15 protein-coding genes are annotated in these 18,851 nt (G+C 39.3%); 11 read left to right on the forward strand and 4 right to left on the reverse strand.

Annotated elements, in window-relative coordinates; all coding sequences use genetic code 11:
- Positions 1 to 117 precede the first annotated feature (117 nt).
- Positions 118 to 1,134, reverse strand: a complete 1,017-nt coding sequence (locus tag MH144_RS03595) for a sensor histidine kinase (protein ID WP_239297699.1) — start codon at positions 1,132 to 1,134, stop codon at positions 118 to 120.
- A 63-nt stretch (positions 1,135 to 1,197) separates the two neighbouring features.
- A complete protein-coding gene (mprF, locus tag MH144_RS03600; protein ID WP_239297700.1) occupies positions 1,198 to 3,831 on the reverse strand; it encodes a bifunctional lysylphosphatidylglycerol flippase/synthetase MprF in 2,634 nt (877 codons plus the stop codon).
- Positions 3,832 to 4,290: 459 nt separating this feature from the next.
- Here mprF and MH144_RS03605 point away from each other — a divergent pair, with 459 nt between their 5' ends.
- From MH144_RS03605 to MH144_RS03625, 5 genes are all read left to right on the forward strand, one after another.
- Positions 4,291 to 4,605 carry a thioredoxin family protein gene (locus MH144_RS03605; protein WP_239297701.1) on the forward strand — a complete coding sequence of 105 codons (315 nt, stop codon included), beginning with the start codon at positions 4,291 to 4,293 and terminating at the stop codon, positions 4,603 to 4,605.
- Between the two features lie 196 nt (positions 4,606 to 4,801).
- The gene (locus MH144_RS03610) at positions 4,802 to 5,722 is read left to right on the forward strand and encodes a trigger factor (protein ID WP_239297702.1); all 921 of its coding nucleotides are present in this window, start codon (positions 4,802 to 4,804) and stop codon (positions 5,720 to 5,722) included.
- Positions 5,723 to 6,193: 471 nt separating this feature from the next.
- Positions 6,194 to 6,937, forward strand: coding sequence for a LytR/AlgR family response regulator transcription factor (locus tag MH144_RS03615; protein WP_239297703.1), 744 nt, complete (start codon positions 6,194 to 6,196; stop codon positions 6,935 to 6,937).
- A 122-nt stretch (positions 6,938 to 7,059) separates the two neighbouring features.
- Positions 7,060 to 8,226 (forward strand): sensor histidine kinase, encoded by a 1,167-nt coding sequence (locus tag MH144_RS03620; protein ID WP_239297704.1) that lies wholly within the window; start codon positions 7,060 to 7,062, stop codon positions 8,224 to 8,226.
- Positions 8,227 to 8,517: 291 nt separating this feature from the next.
- On the forward strand, positions 8,518 to 10,833 hold the full coding sequence (locus MH144_RS03625; protein ID WP_239297705.1) for a glycoside hydrolase family 95 protein: 2,316 nt from the start codon (positions 8,518 to 8,520) through the stop codon (positions 10,831 to 10,833).
- Between the two features lie 520 nt (positions 10,834 to 11,353).
- Here the strand turns inward: MH144_RS03625 and MH144_RS03630 are convergent.
- Positions 11,354 to 12,772, reverse strand: coding sequence for a DHA2 family efflux MFS transporter permease subunit (locus tag MH144_RS03630; protein WP_239299247.1), 1,419 nt, complete (start codon positions 12,770 to 12,772; stop codon positions 11,354 to 11,356).
- A gap of 283 nt (positions 12,773 to 13,055) precedes the next feature.
- Here MH144_RS03630 and MH144_RS03635 point away from each other — a divergent pair, with 283 nt between their 5' ends.
- Together MH144_RS03635 and MH144_RS03640 are read left to right on the forward strand one after the other, a co-directional pair.
- The gene (locus tag MH144_RS03635; RefSeq protein WP_239297706.1) at positions 13,056 to 13,640 is read left to right on the forward strand and encodes a TetR/AcrR family transcriptional regulator; all 585 of its coding nucleotides are present in this window, start codon (positions 13,056 to 13,058) and stop codon (positions 13,638 to 13,640) included.
- Positions 13,641 to 13,910: 270 nt separating this feature from the next.
- Positions 13,911 to 14,870: a sugar-binding transcriptional regulator gene (locus MH144_RS03640; protein ID WP_239297707.1), complete on the forward strand. Its 960-nt coding sequence runs from the start codon at positions 13,911 to 13,913 to the stop codon at positions 14,868 to 14,870.
- An 808-nt stretch (positions 14,871 to 15,678) separates the two neighbouring features.
- On the opposite strand, the gene MH144_RS03645 is transcribed toward MH144_RS03640, so the two are convergent.
- A complete protein-coding gene (locus MH144_RS03645; RefSeq protein WP_239297708.1) occupies positions 15,679 to 16,242 on the reverse strand; it encodes a hypothetical protein in 564 nt (187 codons plus the stop codon).
- A gap of 384 nt (positions 16,243 to 16,626) precedes the next feature.
- On the opposite strand from MH144_RS03645, the gene MH144_RS03650 reads away from it, so the two are divergent.
- The 4 genes from MH144_RS03650 to MH144_RS03665 all read left to right on the forward strand — a co-directional run bounded on the left by MH144_RS03650 (position 16,627) and on the right by MH144_RS03665 (position 18,637).
- On the forward strand, positions 16,627 to 17,037 hold the full coding sequence (locus MH144_RS03650; protein ID WP_239297709.1) for a hypothetical protein: 411 nt from the start codon (positions 16,627 to 16,629) through the stop codon (positions 17,035 to 17,037).
- Between the two features lie 617 nt (positions 17,038 to 17,654).
- Positions 17,655 to 17,822 carry a hypothetical protein gene (locus MH144_RS03655; protein WP_239297710.1) on the forward strand — a complete coding sequence of 56 codons (168 nt, stop codon included), beginning with the start codon at positions 17,655 to 17,657 and terminating at the stop codon, positions 17,820 to 17,822.
- On the forward strand, positions 17,823 to 18,359 hold the full coding sequence (locus MH144_RS03660; protein ID WP_239297711.1) for a DUF6973 domain-containing protein: 537 nt from the start codon (positions 17,823 to 17,825) through the stop codon (positions 18,357 to 18,359).
- Positions 18,360 to 18,361: 2 nt separating this feature from the next.
- A complete protein-coding gene (locus MH144_RS03665; protein WP_239297712.1) occupies positions 18,362 to 18,637 on the forward strand; it encodes a hypothetical protein in 276 nt (91 codons plus the stop codon).
- The last annotated feature ends 214 nt before the right edge of the window (positions 18,638 to 18,851 follow it).

The raw sequence follows: 18,851 nt of genomic DNA on the forward strand, positions 1-18,851 counted from the left end.
ATGAGGATTATTCTGAAGGAAATCTAAAGATTTGATCAGCAATAGCTTATGGGTCAGCATTGAATCAAAAAAAATCTTACCAACTTGTATATTGGCAAGATTTTAAGGGTTTATTCATCAATAGTGAATAAGCGGAAGTGTGATAATAATAATGTTATTATCTGAGCTTAAGGATAGTGCCCCCCGATGCAACTCGATAATATTCCTAGCTATATGAATCCCTAAGGCAGCTTTAAGATTGGTCCCACGCTGATTACTTTCTACCCCAATAAGAAGGTGATTATGATCTCTTCGAATACTAAGGCGAATAAGTCCTGGTTTAACTGCATGTTGCATAAGGTGCATTAAAATATTATGAAAAGCCAATTCTATTTTTTCTCTATCAATGCGTCCGATAATAGAAGTGAAGGGTAACTGCTTCTCAACCAAAAAACCTTGTTCAAGAGCAACCGGTATAAATTGAGATAAGCAATGATTAATAACCTGAACTATATCTGTGTCTTCAAAAACCAATTGAATATCATGGGAAGATAAGCGGGCGTATTGGAATAAATCATTAATTAACTTTCGTAACTGGACTGCTGCAGTATACGTTTCATGAATGATTTGTACATGATACTCGTCAGTTTGATATAAGTGTCTTTTTAGCATGTCAACGTTACGAACAATAGTATTTAGAGGCGTGTGCAACTCATTGATTATCTGTTCAATCCATTCCTTTTTGGCAATGTCACTTTCACGTTCATTAGCGATCTGATCTTGGATATGTTCTACCATGGAATTGATGTGAAGCGAAAATATCTCTAATTCAATGAAATTCATCGGTGGTATACGGTGGTTCAAGTCTCCATCTGAAATCGTGTCTATCGCGCTTTCTAGAGTTACAATCTCTCTAATAATAGGATGAGTCAAAATGAAAAAGAAAAGTACAAAAAAAGCAATAGATACAACAGGAACAAAATTTAAAAGTTGCAACCCATATGTCTGCAGGTTGGCTAAATGAGGTGATGCAGATATCATAAACGTCAACACAAAAGTCATGAAGCTTGCAATTAAAAAACTAAAACCAAAGCTTAGTACAATATTCGATCGAATACTATGCTTCTTTAACAACCAGGGTAAGCGATCTATCAATGTTCATATCACTCCTATCTGTTTAATTCTTTTTCCAAAGTCGAAGTGACACGTGAATACAGATTAATCAGGCTGACGAGACACCAAACGAATAAGATCAATGGTCAGTATGGGAAGTGCAATACCTGCCGGATACGCTAAATATCGTGCATGCCATTCGGGAGAGAATTTCTCTTTATATCGACGTAAACCTTCAAATCCATACCAGTATCCCCCATATCGAAATACCAGGCGTGCTAGTTTTTCTTGACGATGAGCATTCTGGTTTTCACCTACACTGGAGAGTGGGGACATCCCTAAATTAAAATAGGAATAGCCTTGTTCTTTTGCCCATTCAATCAGTCGTACAAATAATACATCCATCGTACCGTTCGGCGTATCATTTAAATGGCGCATCAGGTCAATAGAGATAACCTGATGTTGGCTATAGGATGGAGCTAGTGTCGCAAAGGCCAGTATATGGCCCTCAGCATCACGGAGTATGGTTAAGGGTGAGCGCTGAATATAAGCTTCATTGAACCAACCTAATGAGTAGGTTTTTTCCTTACGGCTGCCGAGCCACTCATCTGAAATCTGACACAACTCAGATAATAATTCTGAAGTATAGGGAGGGGAAAGTACTTCAAAAGTCTGCCCTTCACGTTCTGATTTGTTTAGGGCTGTTCGTAAATTTTGATTACATTTCCCCCTTAAAGTAAAGGTGTCTAGAGGTACCAAAGCTTCTTCGCCCAACTTAAAAAATTTGTATCCATTCTCATGATATATCGATAGATATTCAGGTGTGGCCTGATAAAATACAACCGTCAATGCATAGTGATGTGCGTAGTTCTGAAATTCTTGAATCGCAGCACCAACAAAATCCTTATTTCCCACCGGATCACCAAGTACGATTAGTTTCTGACCGACTCGTGAGTAGGGAATCAAAATCTGGTCATTTTGCGCCCAGTAAAAATTTTTGTCTCCTAGGTATAAAAGATGCGTGAGCAGATTACCGTCTTCTGCAGCGACAAATTGAGTTAGTTTCTCAAAATCTTCTTGACCAGGACGATTTCCTGGGTAGCGAGATGGACGTAATGTTAAAACGAATGCTATAACAAGCAAAGCTCCCATTAAGACACTAAGTGCTGTCAGTGCATAATTATGGGGACGTACAACCCATTGCTGCACACTTGTGGGCAGATGTTGTACGATAGCTGGATGCATATTAGAACCAACAATGTAATATGATAACGACAGGATTAGAGCCAGGAATACTCCAACGCAGATGCTTCTTCCTGAAACACGGACACTCTCTCGGTTAAAACGTGTAGGGGATATCCATAGAATGAATGCTACGGTTAATAAAATGAGAGCCTCTTCGTAGTCAAACCCTTTAGTGAACGTAAAGACAGCCCCTGCTAATAACAATACACCTGTCCATAGGTAAGCACGGCGAATTCGCAAGGATATTCCACGTGATATCGCAATAAGCATGATACCAATAATAACGGACAAATGTTCTGATAAGCGCATAATTGGTAATGATAACAGATGCTCCATGAAGCGTAATCGATCAATGAGACCCGGTGAGGCTGCAGAGATGAGCAGTAAGACACCACTAGCGAATACTAATTTGCCAAGCAACCATGCCCCTAAATCACTAAGTAATCCAAATCTGGATGGCCAACTCCAAAATCTGATCCATGTATTACGTGTAATATTCACACAGGTCAATATGATTTTGCGCCATTGTTTACGACTTGGACATAACTCAAGCCCAGCCAATACAAGACCAATAAACCAAGGAATTACAAAGTAAAACATCCGAAACAAAAACAAAATTGTTAGTGCTCGCGAGGATTCAACACCTAATGTTTGTAATCCAAGTAATGCGATTAGATCAAAGGCACCAATTCCCCCCGGAGCCATACTAATAATTCCCGCTATAGCTGCTACCACATATACACCGAAAACCGGAGCGAATGGTAGATGATATAAATCATAAAAGACGAACAGCCAAAACAATGTTCCTGCACACGCCCATTCTAAAACAGATGAACCCAGCGAAGCGATAACCACTTTCCAGGGTAATTTACCATTGCCTCCTTTATTAAACCATTTAGCGAATAGGGAGGAGCGTTGCATAAGCAAGAAGAGCGGTAAGTATAAAGCAACTCCCCACACACCGTAACGGAGCCATGAATGTTTCTCAAACACAGGTTCCACTGGCAAGATACCAATAAGTGCAAGACAACCAAGTAAGGATAGACCAACTAATAAGATCGGCGATAGAAAAAGTACAGCAGCACCCATCGTTTTCATTGGAATACCACTTTTCTTATAGAGAAATGTACGTAAACCAACACCGGTGAGACCCGCGAATCCAACCATATTGTTAAAAGTATTGGCAATCCATGCGTACCGAAATGTGGCTAGCCAGTGAATATCTAGCTTGAATTGTTTACGAATTAAAAAATCATACGTGCTCATGACTGATACAGCTACAAAAGAAGCAAAGATCAATTGAAACAATACATGTAGAGGCTTCATATGTAGTTCATAAAAAATGTTTGCTAGATTAATACTTTGGACCTCATGCCTCCCATATATAAAGATCAGGACTAGGATAGCTAAAGGGATCAGTGCTCGAATTGTTTTGGAACGAAAGCATGCACTTAGGAACTGGAACAATTTTAGGTTTTGAAGCAAGTCTTTCATTGTGTCGTCGACTCCACCTTTAAGCAAATTCAATCGGGAATATTTATAAAAATATTATTTGAGTATGTTGCCGATTGAACAAATCATAATAAAAAATACTAAGGAATTCATGGGTATAATTCTAAAGAAAATCTGAAGAAATTCCTCCAAAGTCCTTTTTTTAACGTATCAAATAGAATTGTTAGAAAACAATAAGGTCTATTCTAAAATTTTATGAAGTGGATGTTCAAGCGATCAACTCCTAAACGAATTGATCAACGTATCCGTATTAGAGATAAACTCCGAAAAACGTGATAGGTTTCCTGTCATGGGATTCTGAATATGGAGTGGAGTTTGACTCGAAAAGGAACAGAATAAGCAATGCAGCTACCGGAATTGACCGGCATCCTAGACTTGCCAAACCTTGAATGATAGCATTTACAACATGAAGCATATTTTTACTTTGGGAGGCGTTGGCAAATGGCTATCACTGAATATAATCCGGAAACGTATGATGAAATGATTAAGGAAGGTTTCACCATTGTTGATTTCTACGGAGAACGATGCGGTCCATGTGATTACTTGTCCAATGTATTGGATGAGTTGGTGTATGAACTACCATTTCTCGATATTATTAAAGTAAATACAACCGTTGAACATGAGATCGCCGAGAAACATAATATTCGTGGGGTCCCTGTGATTTATTTTTATAAGGATGGCGAATTGGTCAAAGATCATGTGGGTAGCATGGGTTTGGCTCAAATTAAAGAGCTGATCAGCGAGATTATGTATTAAAAAGTCAATACGCCGTTGAAATTTAGGTCAACCCCTAATTCCAATGGCTTATTTTTTATAATTCAATATGAAACAAAGAGTCTCCATTTAACAACATTGACAGATTGGATAGAAATGCAAAATTGAGAAGTTAGCATTATGAGAAAACATCACATAAATTGCAATTCAATTCATAATAATGAAGGAGAATGATTAAATGCTAAAGTCTACGTTAATTAAGCTAGCAAATTATAAAGATATGGAAATTACCGATGATATGCGTGGAGAACCGTTGAACGAGAATGAAATAGAGGGTTTTCTTGATAAACTTGCCAAAAGGAATGTTGTAACTACAGATGTTGAGAAGATCGAGAGTGGCGATTTTGCAGTACTGAATCTCAAAGCAGATCAGGAAAGATTCAATAGAAAAAATCTAAAATTAACGGTAGGGTTAGGGATGTTTAATTCCGAACTTGAAACTCAAGTGATTGGGATGAGCAGAGGTGAGGTTAAAACTCTTAATGTTCATGGGCATGATGTTTTGGTTGATGTACAAAGTGTACAGAGAAGGAGCCTTGCTGAAGTATCCAACGAAATTATTCTATCGCTAAATATAAAAGGCGTAACAACAGTCAGTGAATATAAGGCACACTTAATAAATAAGGATTTGAAAGAAAAAAGAACAAGTGCTATATGTCAGAACATCGTGGACTTTGTGATCAATAACAGTGAATTTGCGATTTCTGAGGAAGACATTTCGTACCTTTATCAACTACAATTGAATGCTTACGATCTTTTTTCCCGACGGGAAAACGTACCCTTGGAGGAACTGGTCAGCCAATATTATGGAAAATCCGTAGATGAGTTCAAGGAATCCTTAATGAATGGAACCCCGAATTCGATAAAATATATCCTTTTGTTCTTAGAATATAATAAAGAAGATCAGAACCTACAAAGCATTCAAGCACAATATGAAGAGCAAATAAAAGAGGACTCAGCGATGCATGGTATATCCATTGAGGAAGCGAAAAAATCACACCCTTATGATTTCTTTATAGTTAGCAGGTATAAAGGAATGGTGCTTGTTAAATGGTTTAATTATGCTGAAGAAAGAGTAAGAGAAGCGGAATTGGCTTAACAAAGTTTTACTGTCAAAGAAGTAACAGGTGCAAATAAATTAGAAGCGAAGGGATTGAAGATCATTTAAATCTCTTCGCTTTGTTGACCTGATTATGACGGACAGTAGCATGAAAATCCCTCTTATGAAAGTGACTTAACTCCGTAATTCTCTATAAATGTGATTATCTATCGTGTAATTTAATTGCATTGAAATGTGTTGTTTTATTCAAGAAAAAAATGAATCGCCCCCCCTTTTTTTATCCAATATAATTTTATTTATTGAATTGTGGTACAAAGACATGCTAAATTGAGCTTAATTTTATTTAATAATCTGTACTGTCTCCAGTGTATATTAAATCATACAATTTCTAACAAAAGGTATTTTATACCGAGTGCTCTTAATCAATACTGTAATTGACTCAATAGTCAAATTGAATGATGGAGCAGGCAAATGTTGATTATTACAGTGTATGGGGGAGGGCATTTCTTGATGAATCAACAATTGGACGTGTTGTTAGTGGATGACGAGCGAATAAGTCTGGATATTCTTCAGGCCTCTCTAAAAGTCTTTAACTATGTTAACGTGGTTGGTGAAGTTACCAATGGTAATGATGTAATCAAGTTTCTGCAACAATACGAAATTGATGTCATATTCCTTGATATTATGATGCAAGATATCAATGGATTTGAACTGGCCGAGCACATACAGTCAATATACCCGAATATGTTGTTAATATTTCTAACTGGTAATGTTGATTTTGCGTTAGGGGGATATGAGTATAGACCTGTCGATTTTCTAATAAAACCTGTGCCATTATTACGACTCGAACGGGCATTATCCAAGGTAAGGGAATTGAAATATAGTTCCAAAGAGCGAAAAGCGTCTCAGATTGGCATTCATGTCGAAGGTGGGATGGAAATTATTAATGTTCCTGATATCACATATATAGAAAAAAGCGGACGTAAAGTATATATCTGTTGTGAAGGAGGGAAAAAAATTCATTCAAGCGACTCTTTACAGAAATTGGAGTCTGTATTTTCTGAATACAATTTTTTTCGATCACATCAATCTTTTTTAGTTCCGTTAGAGCGAATCGAGAGCATTCATATCGATGAATTCAAGAGGTCCTATAGACTTAGGCTGAAAAACGTAAAAGAGATTCTTCCCCTAAGTAGGGACAAGCATAGTGAATTGAAAAAATGCCTCTCACGAAAAGGAATGAAGTTCCATTGAAAAATGAACATTTTTATATTTTCCAATTTTGTTCAATCTTTGGTCCACTCATATTAGGACTCTCCTTGATTGGGCAAAACCCAAAAAAGGTATGGAGAGAGGTATGTTTTGCAGTAGTGATCATGGCTATTATTGCCTGGGGATTGAGCAGTGTTGTCAGTTACACCCATTATCTTTTCGTTATCCTTTTACTGTGGGTTCCCTTATTAAAGAAAGTACTGAAAATATCATATGCATTCACTGTGATTGCGGTTCTGCTCACTTTCGTGTTATTCATGTTTCAGATCATGATTAGTCAAACTCTACCTCATTATAACAGTATAAATTCAACCGAGTATAAACTATACGTAAATCTGATATTAGCATTACTATCTTCTGTGCTTTCATTCATTGTACATTCGACCCAACTTACGATCTTCCCACAAAATATTGAAATGTATGCTATTGCTGAAAAAAGTCAAAAAAAGAATTTTAAATATTATTTAGTTCTTATGATGATTGTGTTAAGCATTTTATTGGTTTGGATTGGATTTCTCATTGAAAATTCAAGTATATATACTCTTTCGCACCAAGTTTATTTCGCGTCATTTACCTTTATCTTATTTATCATTTTTGTTTCTTTCATGAGACGATTGTCCATTGATGCAATGGAACGTATTGAAGCCATTCTGGATAAGCAATATCAAACAGAATTGCTCGGTTTTATGCATATTATCCGCTCGCAGCGTCATGATTTCAATTTTCACCTCCAAGCTATTTATGGCATGTTAGAGAACAAAAACTATTCGGATTGCAGTGATTATGTAAAGACGATGGTAGAGGATGCCAGTACGATGAATGATGTATTGCCTCTGAGTCATCCAGCTGTAAGTGCATTACTGAATACGTTTAGTGAAATGGCCTCGCTAAAGGGTATTAAACTGGAGTTTATGATCTATTATAATCTGGAACAAATGCCATGCACGGTGTATGAAACCAATAAGGTTATTGGAAACTTGATTCAAAATGCCATAGATGAAGTGGAGCAGCACCCCGATCGTCCATCTTGGATCAAGGTAATGATCTTAAAGCGTAGTAATAACAATGTAATTAAAGTATCCAATAGCATTCAAAATAATATGGACAGTTATAAAAACATGTTCAACCCCGGGTATTCTACGAAAGAATCGCATGAAGGAATCGGACTGACTACCGTGCAGAGAATCGTATCTAAATATAACGGAACTATATATCCTGAATTTGAAGGAGACATCATCCACTTTATTGTGAAAATACCTTTCAAGTATTAATAAATTAGAAACGATCAATGATTGTAGTCATGAGTTAAATCCATATGAATTTATTTTAAAGGAGAGGCTGCTGTTTAGTATAGCGGCTTTTTGTATTTTAGTTACATCAAGGAAGGACAAACTTTACTCGGATATGCAGGGCTCGATAGAATTGTCTAAGTTTAAGTTAATATTATTCATTCATCTATGGATAAGTCCAAAGTAGAATGAAAAATGATAACGTGAGAGACACACAGTTAGTTGAACGATGGCTTGTTGAAACCAAATATTGCAGAATAGAGGGTATAGATCATGAAACAAAAAAAAATCTGGTTCAATCGTCCTGCTGACAAATGGGAAGAAGCGTTTCCTATAGGGAATGGGACGCTTGGCGGCATGGTTTTTGGTAAGAACCACATCGAGAGGGTACAACTAAACGAAGACAGTCTGTGGTACGGTGGTCCAATGGAACGAGACAACCCTCATGCTCTTGAACATTTGGATGAGATTAGAGACCTTGTTTTCAAAGGAGAAATAAGACGGGCAGAAGAGCTCGCATCTATTGCTTTGGTCGGAGTGCCTGATGGACAGCGACACTATGAGCCTTTAGGTGATTTTTACATACAAATGGATCATGTAGAGAAAGAGTTGAGGGATTACCATAGGCATCTCGATCTTAGTCAAGGGACTGTACATGTTGGGTATGTTGCGGATCAAGTTATGTATCAGCGTGAATATTTTTCGAGTTTTCCGGACCAGGTGCTTGTGGTTCATCTGAACTCTAGTATACCTGGAAAACTATCATTCTCAACCTTGTTTGGGAGGGGGACGGTTCTCGAACCCACACCATGGTCTGATATCCTCAAACATCCCGTCGGTTTCCAAGCCTATCTGGATCGAATCGAAAGCCGGGGTTCAGATACTGTGATTATCCGCGGAAGAAGTGGTGGAGAGGGAGGCATACGATTCTGTTGCGCAATTCGAATCGTATCAGAGGAAGGACAGCTTCATTATGCAAGTGGACAACTTTCTTTGAAACACGGCACTTCAGCTACCATTTTGATTTCGGCTTGCTCAGATTTTCGAGTTCCAGTGGAACAAATGGAAGACGAATGTATCCGAAGAGTCGATTTGGCCTCAGCCAAGACGTATCATGATCTTTTGACCAATCATGTGAGCGACTATGATTCTCTGATGAATCGGGTAGAACTTAATTTGCAAGGGGAGGAAAATGATAGCCTGTATTCTGCACTCCCCACCGATCAAAGGCTGGAACGGCTGAAATCCGGGAAAGCTGATCCCGAGCTTATTAGCTTGTACTTTCAATTCGGTCGTTATCTACTTATTTCAAGTAGTCGGGTGGGTTCATTACCAGCTAATCTTCAAGGTATCTGGAATAAAGACATGCTTCCAATTTGGGACAGCAAGTATACGATCAACATTAATACCCAGATGAACTACTGGCCAGCCGAAAGTTGTAACCTTGCTGAATGTCACGTTCCGTTATTTGAATTTATAGAACGGCTACGAGTTCGAGGTCGGGAGACTGCGCAAATGATGTATGGGTGCAGAGGGTTCGTCGCTCATCATAATTCAGATATTTGGGCAGATTCTGCCCCGCAGGATGTATGTATTACTTCGACTTTTTGGACGATGGGAGGAGCATGGCTTTCATTACATTTGTGGGACCACTATGAGTACACCAGGGATATTGATTTTCTTAAAAAGGCATACAGTACAATGAAAGAGGCAGCCTTGTTTCTCTTGGACTATTTGGTGGAAGACCCCTCTGGAAACTGGGTAGTATGCCCTTCGTCCTCACCTGAAAATCGTTATACACTGCCTAATGGAGAATCCGGAGCTTTATGTTACGGTGCTTCAATGGATAGTCAGATTATCAGGGAGCTTTTTATGCGATGTATTGAAAGTACGCATATATTGCAAGAGGATCAGGAGTTTGAGGAAGAGCTACGCCACGCTTTGACGAGAATCCCAGTGCTAAAGATTGGGAAACATGGTCAGATTCAGGAGTGGAGTATCGACTATAATGAGCTGGAGCCTGGGCATAGGCATATATCCCATTTATTTGCACTCCATCCTGGAACACAAATTACGTTGGAAGCAACCCCAGATTTGGCTAAAGCAGCCCGAGTCACATTGGATAGAAGGTTGCAATATGGAGGAGGACACACTGGGTGGAGTAGGGCATGGATCTTAAACATGTGGGCCAGGTTGGAGGAACCGGAGCTTGCTTACAACAATATTATTGAACTTCTGCGTTCCTCTACACTACCGAATCTTTTTTGTGATCATCCTCCATTTCAAATTGATGGAAACCTAGGGGGAACGGCGGGGATCGCTGAAATGCTTCTCCACAGCCATGGTGGAGAAATTCGCTTGCTTCCTGCATTGCCAGCAGCTTGGTCTAAAGGGGTTGTTCGTGGCCTTAGAGCACGTGGGGGATTCGAAGTAGATATGGAGTGGAGACAAGGGCAACTTCAGCATGCAGGCATTCGGTCTGTGGAGATAGCAAAAGTCACGGTATCCTATCAGGACCAAAAAGTAGGTTTATCTTTTCCGGAACCCGAATCGTATATCTCATTAATGGAAAATGGACACCTTAAGTAAAGGCATGGCTCAACACAATATTATGCTTCTGTTCTACTGTAGTAGAATGTTAATATCTAATGTTTGTGTAGGTTTTATAGTTGTCTAAGTACACTAAATTTTATGTGTTAGCTTTTGTTTGGATGACATTAGGAGTCCTTCGTCCAATGGATATGCACCAAAAGAGATTTACTTTTTTACATATTTTCCAGGATCGATATTGCTATTAATCATCAGCTTTGTCGAGTACAAAAACTCCAAAGATTATTAGCGCCTAAGTGGCGTTATTTTCTTGCCAAAAATTTGAGATGGTAGATATGAACACCAAAACCGTTCAGATAGATCGAGTTGAACCGGTTGAGCCCTTTATTCTGGAGCATCGACAATTCAACTCTGGGATAGTCATTAACCCATCTTCATTGAAGATCGTAGGTAGCAAAAAGATTCATACGGAAACAAAAATGCGGCAGATCAGACGTAAACGTCTTGATCTGCCGCATTGGTATGCAAGCTTAACAATTTAGTTTGAGTTCAGGGGAACTTATTGGCTTACAACCTGTTTCAATTCTTCTTCATTGGCTTGTTTGACACGTTTAATAAAGAAGGAAAGGATCAATCCAAGAACAGCAATTCCGATGATAACAACATAAGCATCATTGATACCTTGGATCATGGATTCTGTAGACAACTGTTGTTGACTAAAGCCATTGGCTACACCTGTAGATAACATATCCTGTGCATGTGCTGTTGCACGGGAGGTCATGACACTTATGAGTAATGAAGTACCTACAGCGCCAGCAACTTGTCTGACCGTATTAGAGATTGCTGTGCCGTGTGCATTGAGTCTGGCTGGTAGTTGGTTGAGACCCGCAGTTTGAATCGGCATCATGAGCAATGCGATACCAATTCGACGGCCGGTTGACATTAATACCAAGTAACCATAACTCGTCGAATCCGTTAAGTCGATGAAACCAACTGACGTCACGATGGTGATCATCATCCCGATAACAGCTAACCACTTTGCACCAAACCGGTCAAACAATTTTCCACTTATAGGCATTAGTAAGCCCATGACAAGGGCACCCGGAAGGAGTAATAATCCGGAATCCAGTGCAGTGTAACCACGTGCGTTCTGGAGGTACAAAGGAAGTAACATCATGTCAGCATACATGATCATCGTAATCGCGATATTAATGATCGTAGTCAGGGAAAACATGCTGTACTTGAAAGCTCGCAAATCAAGTAGGGGAGTATCTGAAACGAGTTGGCGCCATGTGAATAAGGCAAGAGCAACGATTCCTGCAGCAATGAAGATAAGTAATTCTGCACTTGACCATCCCAGACTTCCAGCTCTGCTGAAGCCATACAGTAATGCTCCGAATCCGATGGTGGATAGTACGACACTGATGGTGTCGAACTTCGTGTTGACCCGTTCGGATACATTCTTTAGGTATACAAACGCAAAGGCAATGACAATGAGAGTTAATGGAATCATGCCGTAGAACATCGTTTGCCAAGAGTAGTTCTCCAGAATATAACCGGCGAGGGCAGGTCCAATTGCTGGTGCAAAAATGATGGCTAAGCCCATCATCCCCATCGCGCCTCCTCGTTTATCAGGAGTAAATAAAGTCAAAATAACGTGCATCAAGAGTGGCATGATTATACCGCCGCCCGCCGCCTGAATCATGCGACCTGTCAGCAATGTACCGAAATGAGTTGCAACAGCGGATACGATTGTGCCAATCAGGAAAATGAACATCGATGCTTGAAATAACTGTTTGGTTGAAAAACGTTGCATGAAGTAGGCCGTGATAGGAATAAGCACCCCATTGACTAGCAGGTAACCTGTCGTTAGCCATTGTGCTGTTGCGGCTGAAATTTTGAAATCACCCATCAACTCCGGTGTAGCGACACTCATGATGGTTTGATTCAAGGTCGCAAGAAAGGCTCCCAAAATCATGATAATCAGGATAGGGCCTTTCTTTACGGATGATAGCCTATTTTGTACTTTAGCTTGACTCAATTCTTTTCATCCTTTCAATCCACCCGTGACTAATGCTACGCCGTGTTGTATAATTTACAAGTGTATATTAAAATTATATATGGATTTGGACAGATTGCAATTGACACATTGAGTGTTGTTGTTGTTTATTGTACAAAAGTGATTAATCTGTTGTGTAAGTCGAAAATAAGCAACTATTTTTTTGAAAATTGTAATGTTAAAATTTGAAGGAGAGATGGGTGTGAAGGACGAGAAAAAATCAGCGTTAGACCCAAGAATTGTGCGAACGCGTCAGTTAATTCGAGGTGCATTTATTGAATTGATACAGGAAATGGATATTGAAAAGTTGTCAGTGAATAAAATCGCTCAACGAGCGATGATCAATCGGGTAACCTTCTACCTGCACTATCGGGATATTTCTGAAATGATGGAGAAGATGGCTGAGGAGATGATTGAGCATATTGAACGGATTGTGAATGAATATGCTCCTGAATATGAGAATAAGAGAATCGAAGAAGCTTGGCCTGTACTGGTGAAACTGCTTGAGCATTTTGCAGATAACGCTGAGTTTTATAAGGTGGTACTGGCCACGAAGCACACACCGATATTCACAGAACGACTGTTCAAATTGCTCAGTAGACTGGTCCAAGGTAAAATTAATCGGGCAGAGGCGGAAGTTGAAATAAAAGAATCTGCTAATCACAAAGAGATTGCAATATGGTTTGGTTCTTCCGCCCTGATTGGAACCATTATTACATGGCTACGCCATGATATGCCTTATTCACCCCATTTCCTTGCTAAGCGTCTTATTCTTCTAATGACCTAGTGAATCATAAACTTACAATCCACAGACGGCAAACGTTGTCAGATGTGAAGAAAATTCAGCCCTCGTCTCTTATACCTAATGGAATGAAATATAGCGCAGATCCTATCTATGTGGGATATTGAAAGGTAGAAGATGAATTACTCGGATGTCAAACGAATGTCAAACTTTTGTAAAAACAATTTGGAAAGATGTTCCTCGCTTGACTCGGGCATGACAGCATTTTATATTGGGACATGTGTACGCACTATAAAGCTAAAGGCGGACTTGTATGTGAATATAGAAGAGCGCAAAAATTTAGTCAGGGTATGTAAGATGTATTATTACGAATCGTGGACTCAAGAGAAGATTGCGGAGAAACTGGGCGTATCCAGGCCGGTCATCTCCAAAATGCTGCAGCGGGCTAAGGACGAAGGCATCATTGAAATTGTGATTCATGATGACGATCGTGAAATTTCCAATCTGGAAAAAGAGATCGAGCAAGCTTTTCATCTGAAGCAAGTTCTGGTTGTTCCGACCAAAGATTTAAACAAGGAATTGGTGTCAAGTGCGGTTGGAAGAGCAGCTGCCCAGTTTGTGCAGCGTTTGATTAAAAACGGGGATCGCGTAGGCGTTTCCTGGGGTAACACGTTGTATCAGATGGTTAGAGAATTTCCGTTAGAGAAAAAGGAAAACGTCAAAATCATTCCGCTCGTCGGCGGAACGGGGAATTATCGCAATGAAATGCACTCCAATCAGATCGCATATGAGCTATCAAAGAAAATGGGAGTCTCATGCGAGAGTTTATATGCCCCTGCTGTTGTAGAGACTGAAGAACTGCGTGAACAGATTGTGGGCATGGCTAACATTGCAGCGGTTCTGCGAGAGGCAGAACAAATTGATCTAGCACTGGTCGGCATCGGCAATCCGTTTTCGATGTCCACCATGGAACGTTCAGGATACCTCAATGAGCAAGCGTTATCTGAACTTAAAGCGATGAATGCGGTTGCAGACATTAACTCCGTGTTTATCGCACGAGACGGATCCATCGCCAAACATTCGATTAACCGCAAAGTCATTGGACTTGGACTTGAGCAGTTGAAAAAGGCAAAGACGGTTGTCGGGATGGCCTTTGGTCTGCACAAAATTGAGTGCATACTTGCTTCCTTGCACGGCAGGTACATTAATATGCTTATAACTGATGAGTCGACGGCCAGACGCATCCTGGACGGTCAACTTGTTCCAAATAGCTAATAGGATAATGATAAAAGAAGCAGAAAGTAGAATATTTATTCCGAGTAGTCTAAACAATTTCAAAGCAAGCAAAATAGGTAGCGGAACCATATATCGCTACCTATTTTGCTTTTTAGAGAAGGACAGGAATTATAGAATAGCAGCATTTCGAAGTGCTATAGCTCAAAAAACCTCCTATCCCGCCTGCAGGCGGGATAGGAGGTTTTGGCATATTAACGGAGTAAAACCTACTCTACTCCTTCTCGCAAACATGCGGCTTGATTGAAAATCACTCGAATGGACTCGTGGATAGGTGGTTTAATCCATTGACGCGGTTAAGGATTATTCGGGACTAAAAGTTAATAAATAATCCCGTTTCTTATCGTACGGTATCGGAAATAACTCGTGAGTTAGATCCGGAGGAAAAGGAATTCAGCCTAATATGATCTATTAGTCATCTAAATATTTTCAGTAGTACTTAACTAGTTGCGACTCCAAAAAAAAAGCTGTGGTTGTGAAATCAAGTGAATATAGACAAATCATTTACATTCAGCTAAGCCAAGAATTCTATGTTAACGTATCGAAAAAAAGGAGAGCTGGATAAACAGCTCTCCTTTTTCGATGCTTACTTCTTTCGGGTAGGCATCTTTATTACAAAGAATAGTATCGACAAGAAGAATAGAGCTTGCGAGACGTTGACAAATATTCTGATACCTTCGCCCGATTCTTTTAAGCCGAATAAAATATCAATTATGGATACTAAACCTGTAATTATTAGTATGATCAATGGAAGTATGTACACGTTTAGTCCCCCTTAAATATTGGTGTTTTACAGTAGGAAGAATACAATAGCTCTAGCAGCTGGATCGCTTAACCATGCCGGAATACCAACCGATTGTAATGCGTTAGAGAGGCCATCCTCTGCAGTTCCTGTGAAGTCTACCATAATATCCAATGCCTGCATGAGTACCTGGTAACTAAGATATGTTTTAAGAGTAGTTTTTGCACCAGCTGTCAATGGTAATTTGTCTACGTATACTTTAATCTGTTCATTCCAAGCACGTGACCCAACGTTTTTGAGTTTTTTGATCAATTCTTGTGCTACTTCTTTTGCTAGTTTTGTCTTCCAACCTTGTGTAGTAACATCGCCTGCAGTTGAAGTAATACCAAGCTCAGCGCCAACCGTTCTAAAGAGAGTATCGTAATCTACTTGTCTAAGTTCAAGTTCAATTCTTTTGTCTAGATTGATTTGGCCAGACGGTAATTCGATTTGTGTTCCCGAATTAGTAGAATTTCCATTCGCAACCTGAGCGCTAGCAAAAGCGGGAAGAGTAAATGAGGACAACAAGAGTGCAGATAATGATGCGATTCCCAGTTGCTTAACCTTTTTCATAGATTCATACCTCTTTTCATGGAATTTGGTTGTTACAGGAATATTATAGCATTAGAAATCTATGATTGCAAAATTTAGGTATATTACTATATAAATTTACAAAGAATTTACATAAAGGAACTATTCGCTATGAAATCAGTGACTGATTAATAATCTATTTTTGAATGAAGAATGGCACTTCGTTGGACTTTTAGGTGATATATTTGTATTCTGGAAATCGAGCGAGAATGAAACGCACGGCTGCACAATGCAGCATTAGATCTGGGCGTTCCTCTTCTCGCCTTTTCTGTTTCATTAAAGCAACGACGAGGTGTTGTGCTGTATGAAGGTAATCTCTACCTGTTGTCAAAATAAGAATTATCACAACATGGGAGAGATGCCGGAATGCAATACGAACGAGACACACTGACAATTGAAGAGGTTTTAAATACTGCGCCCGAAGTTTGGGAAGCTGTAATGGATGCATCCCACTATGATATAAAGCCGGGAGACTCGTTCTTTATTAAGGAGAACCCAAACAAAGCTTTCTTTATTGAAGGATTGGAAAAGGGTAGAGGTGTAACATATTCAGGAGGTAAGCTTATTGGAGATGACGATATTATCCCCTTATTTTCTACCGGTGCAATGATTAACATTATGGGAATTCATAACCAATTTGAAGTACGTAGTGCTGGAGTCAACTGGATAGCTTTGTTTGATGGAGAACAGGTGTACAAATCCGATGAGGAAGAACTCCTTGTTTCATTCTTATGGAAGGTACTGAAGGATCTATCTATCCAGAAAAAACTTATCTAAATATCGGATGACTTAACATGAATTAATGAGAATTTCAGAGGAAACGGTGTGTTGGTTAGTGCTGATCGAACCTCACCCGTTTTCCTGTGTTTGACCCGGATTTGGTAGCTTCAGTAAAATGGTCTTGTTCTTCCTCTAAAGTTACAAAGTACGAATGCTTTTAAAGCAAAGAGCGCAGCGTTTTTGCGGCGACCGTTTCGGGCGCATGCTTTTAGGACGTAGCACCAACATCATACATAACACATTTAAAGTCGTTCCTTCTTGGATCGGCTTTTTTTATTGGAGGAATAGCAGTGGTTAGTAGAAGACGGAAGAAGAAACTGATCCGACCGAGAGAGCAGCCGGAGAAGTGTAAAGGTTGTGTATGGGGCAGATGGGATGGAGTGAAGCAGTTCTGTAGTAGACCAAAATGTACAAAGGAGTTAAATAAGATAAGTTTCGATGATTGATAATGGGTCTTTATAACCATATTCTATTTATTTCTAGTCACTTATGACTGTTTATGATTTTAAAGGAAAATTATGTTTGATATTTTGGGAATATCATGTAACATTAATTTATACCTTCTATTTCCATAAGTGGTTAAAAAATTACATATATGTTGGAGGGAATAATTCGTGAAATATGTTAAAATTCTATCATCAATCGCATTAGCTAGTATGTTGGTAGCATCACCTGCTACAATCTTTGCTGCCGAAGGAACTAATTCTTCTAACATTGTAACTGCTCCAAGTCAAGAAGCAAATTCCATACAGCCGGTTTATAGTATGGCAGTATATCTATAAATGGTTGAGGAAGTAGAACAAGGTCTTATCACTACGGACGAACAAGCGTGGGAGAGAATGGCGGAATTAAATGCATCACTTGATTATGACATAGTTACACCTATGGCGGGATATAATAATGGAATTTTGAATAATGTGGCGGAAATGGCTGCTGCTGTAGCAGCAGTTGACCCAATTGACGCAGCAAAAGCTAAAATTAACGCAAATACGGCTATTCAATACACGGCAAGTTCTGGATACACGGGAATAGAAGATGGCAAAGCGGATGCCTATAGACACGCATTCTGGAATATTCTGATGACTAGAGATATTGGAGCATCGCAAGCCAAAGAAGTTGCTGATATTCATGAAAAGTATAATTTCTCCCATCAGCTTGCGGCTACAATGGACGATTATAATAATGCTGTGGGTAGAGGTTCATATCCTAGCAGCGGCAGTACTACAGACACCGCGCTCTCCAATATTATTAAAAGTAAAATGACTGCTGGCACTCTCGTATACATTAAAAATGGAGAATTGTCTTTTACTAATAAATAATTATGAAGAAAAAATTGATAATAACATTAGTGTTAGTTGTCACTTACTTCTTTATTGGTTGGGTAGCTGATAATATGGCTGATGTTACGGTAATGAGCACTTCAGGTCTCGCTTATATTACTGACCACCATCTCTTTTATGATGAATACACATTTTATAATGAGACCGGAATCTTAGATAATAGCAAAATCAACTTGAGATTAGAAAAATTGTTTTTGTTGGGTACAGCTATTGTCTTTATCGGATTGGAGATATTCAAAAAGTCTAAAATTAAGTAAATTAAAGCATCCTTCGGGGTGCTTTTTCTTTTGCTCTCATATGACAGAATGTGACCTGTCTAACTGGAGTGTCCGAATACAGGAATCATTCCATAGACGAGCGGAGATCAGCATCTGAGTGAGCGTATGAAAGCATCTGATGGTCACTATATCTCGGAACCAACTCAACTCAAATATCACTCTTGACCCCCGATTCTATACTGCCTGATACTGG

The organism is Paenibacillus sp. ACRRY (assembly GCF_022346995.1).
Lineage (GTDB): Bacteria > Bacillota > Bacilli > Paenibacillales > Paenibacillaceae > Paenibacillus.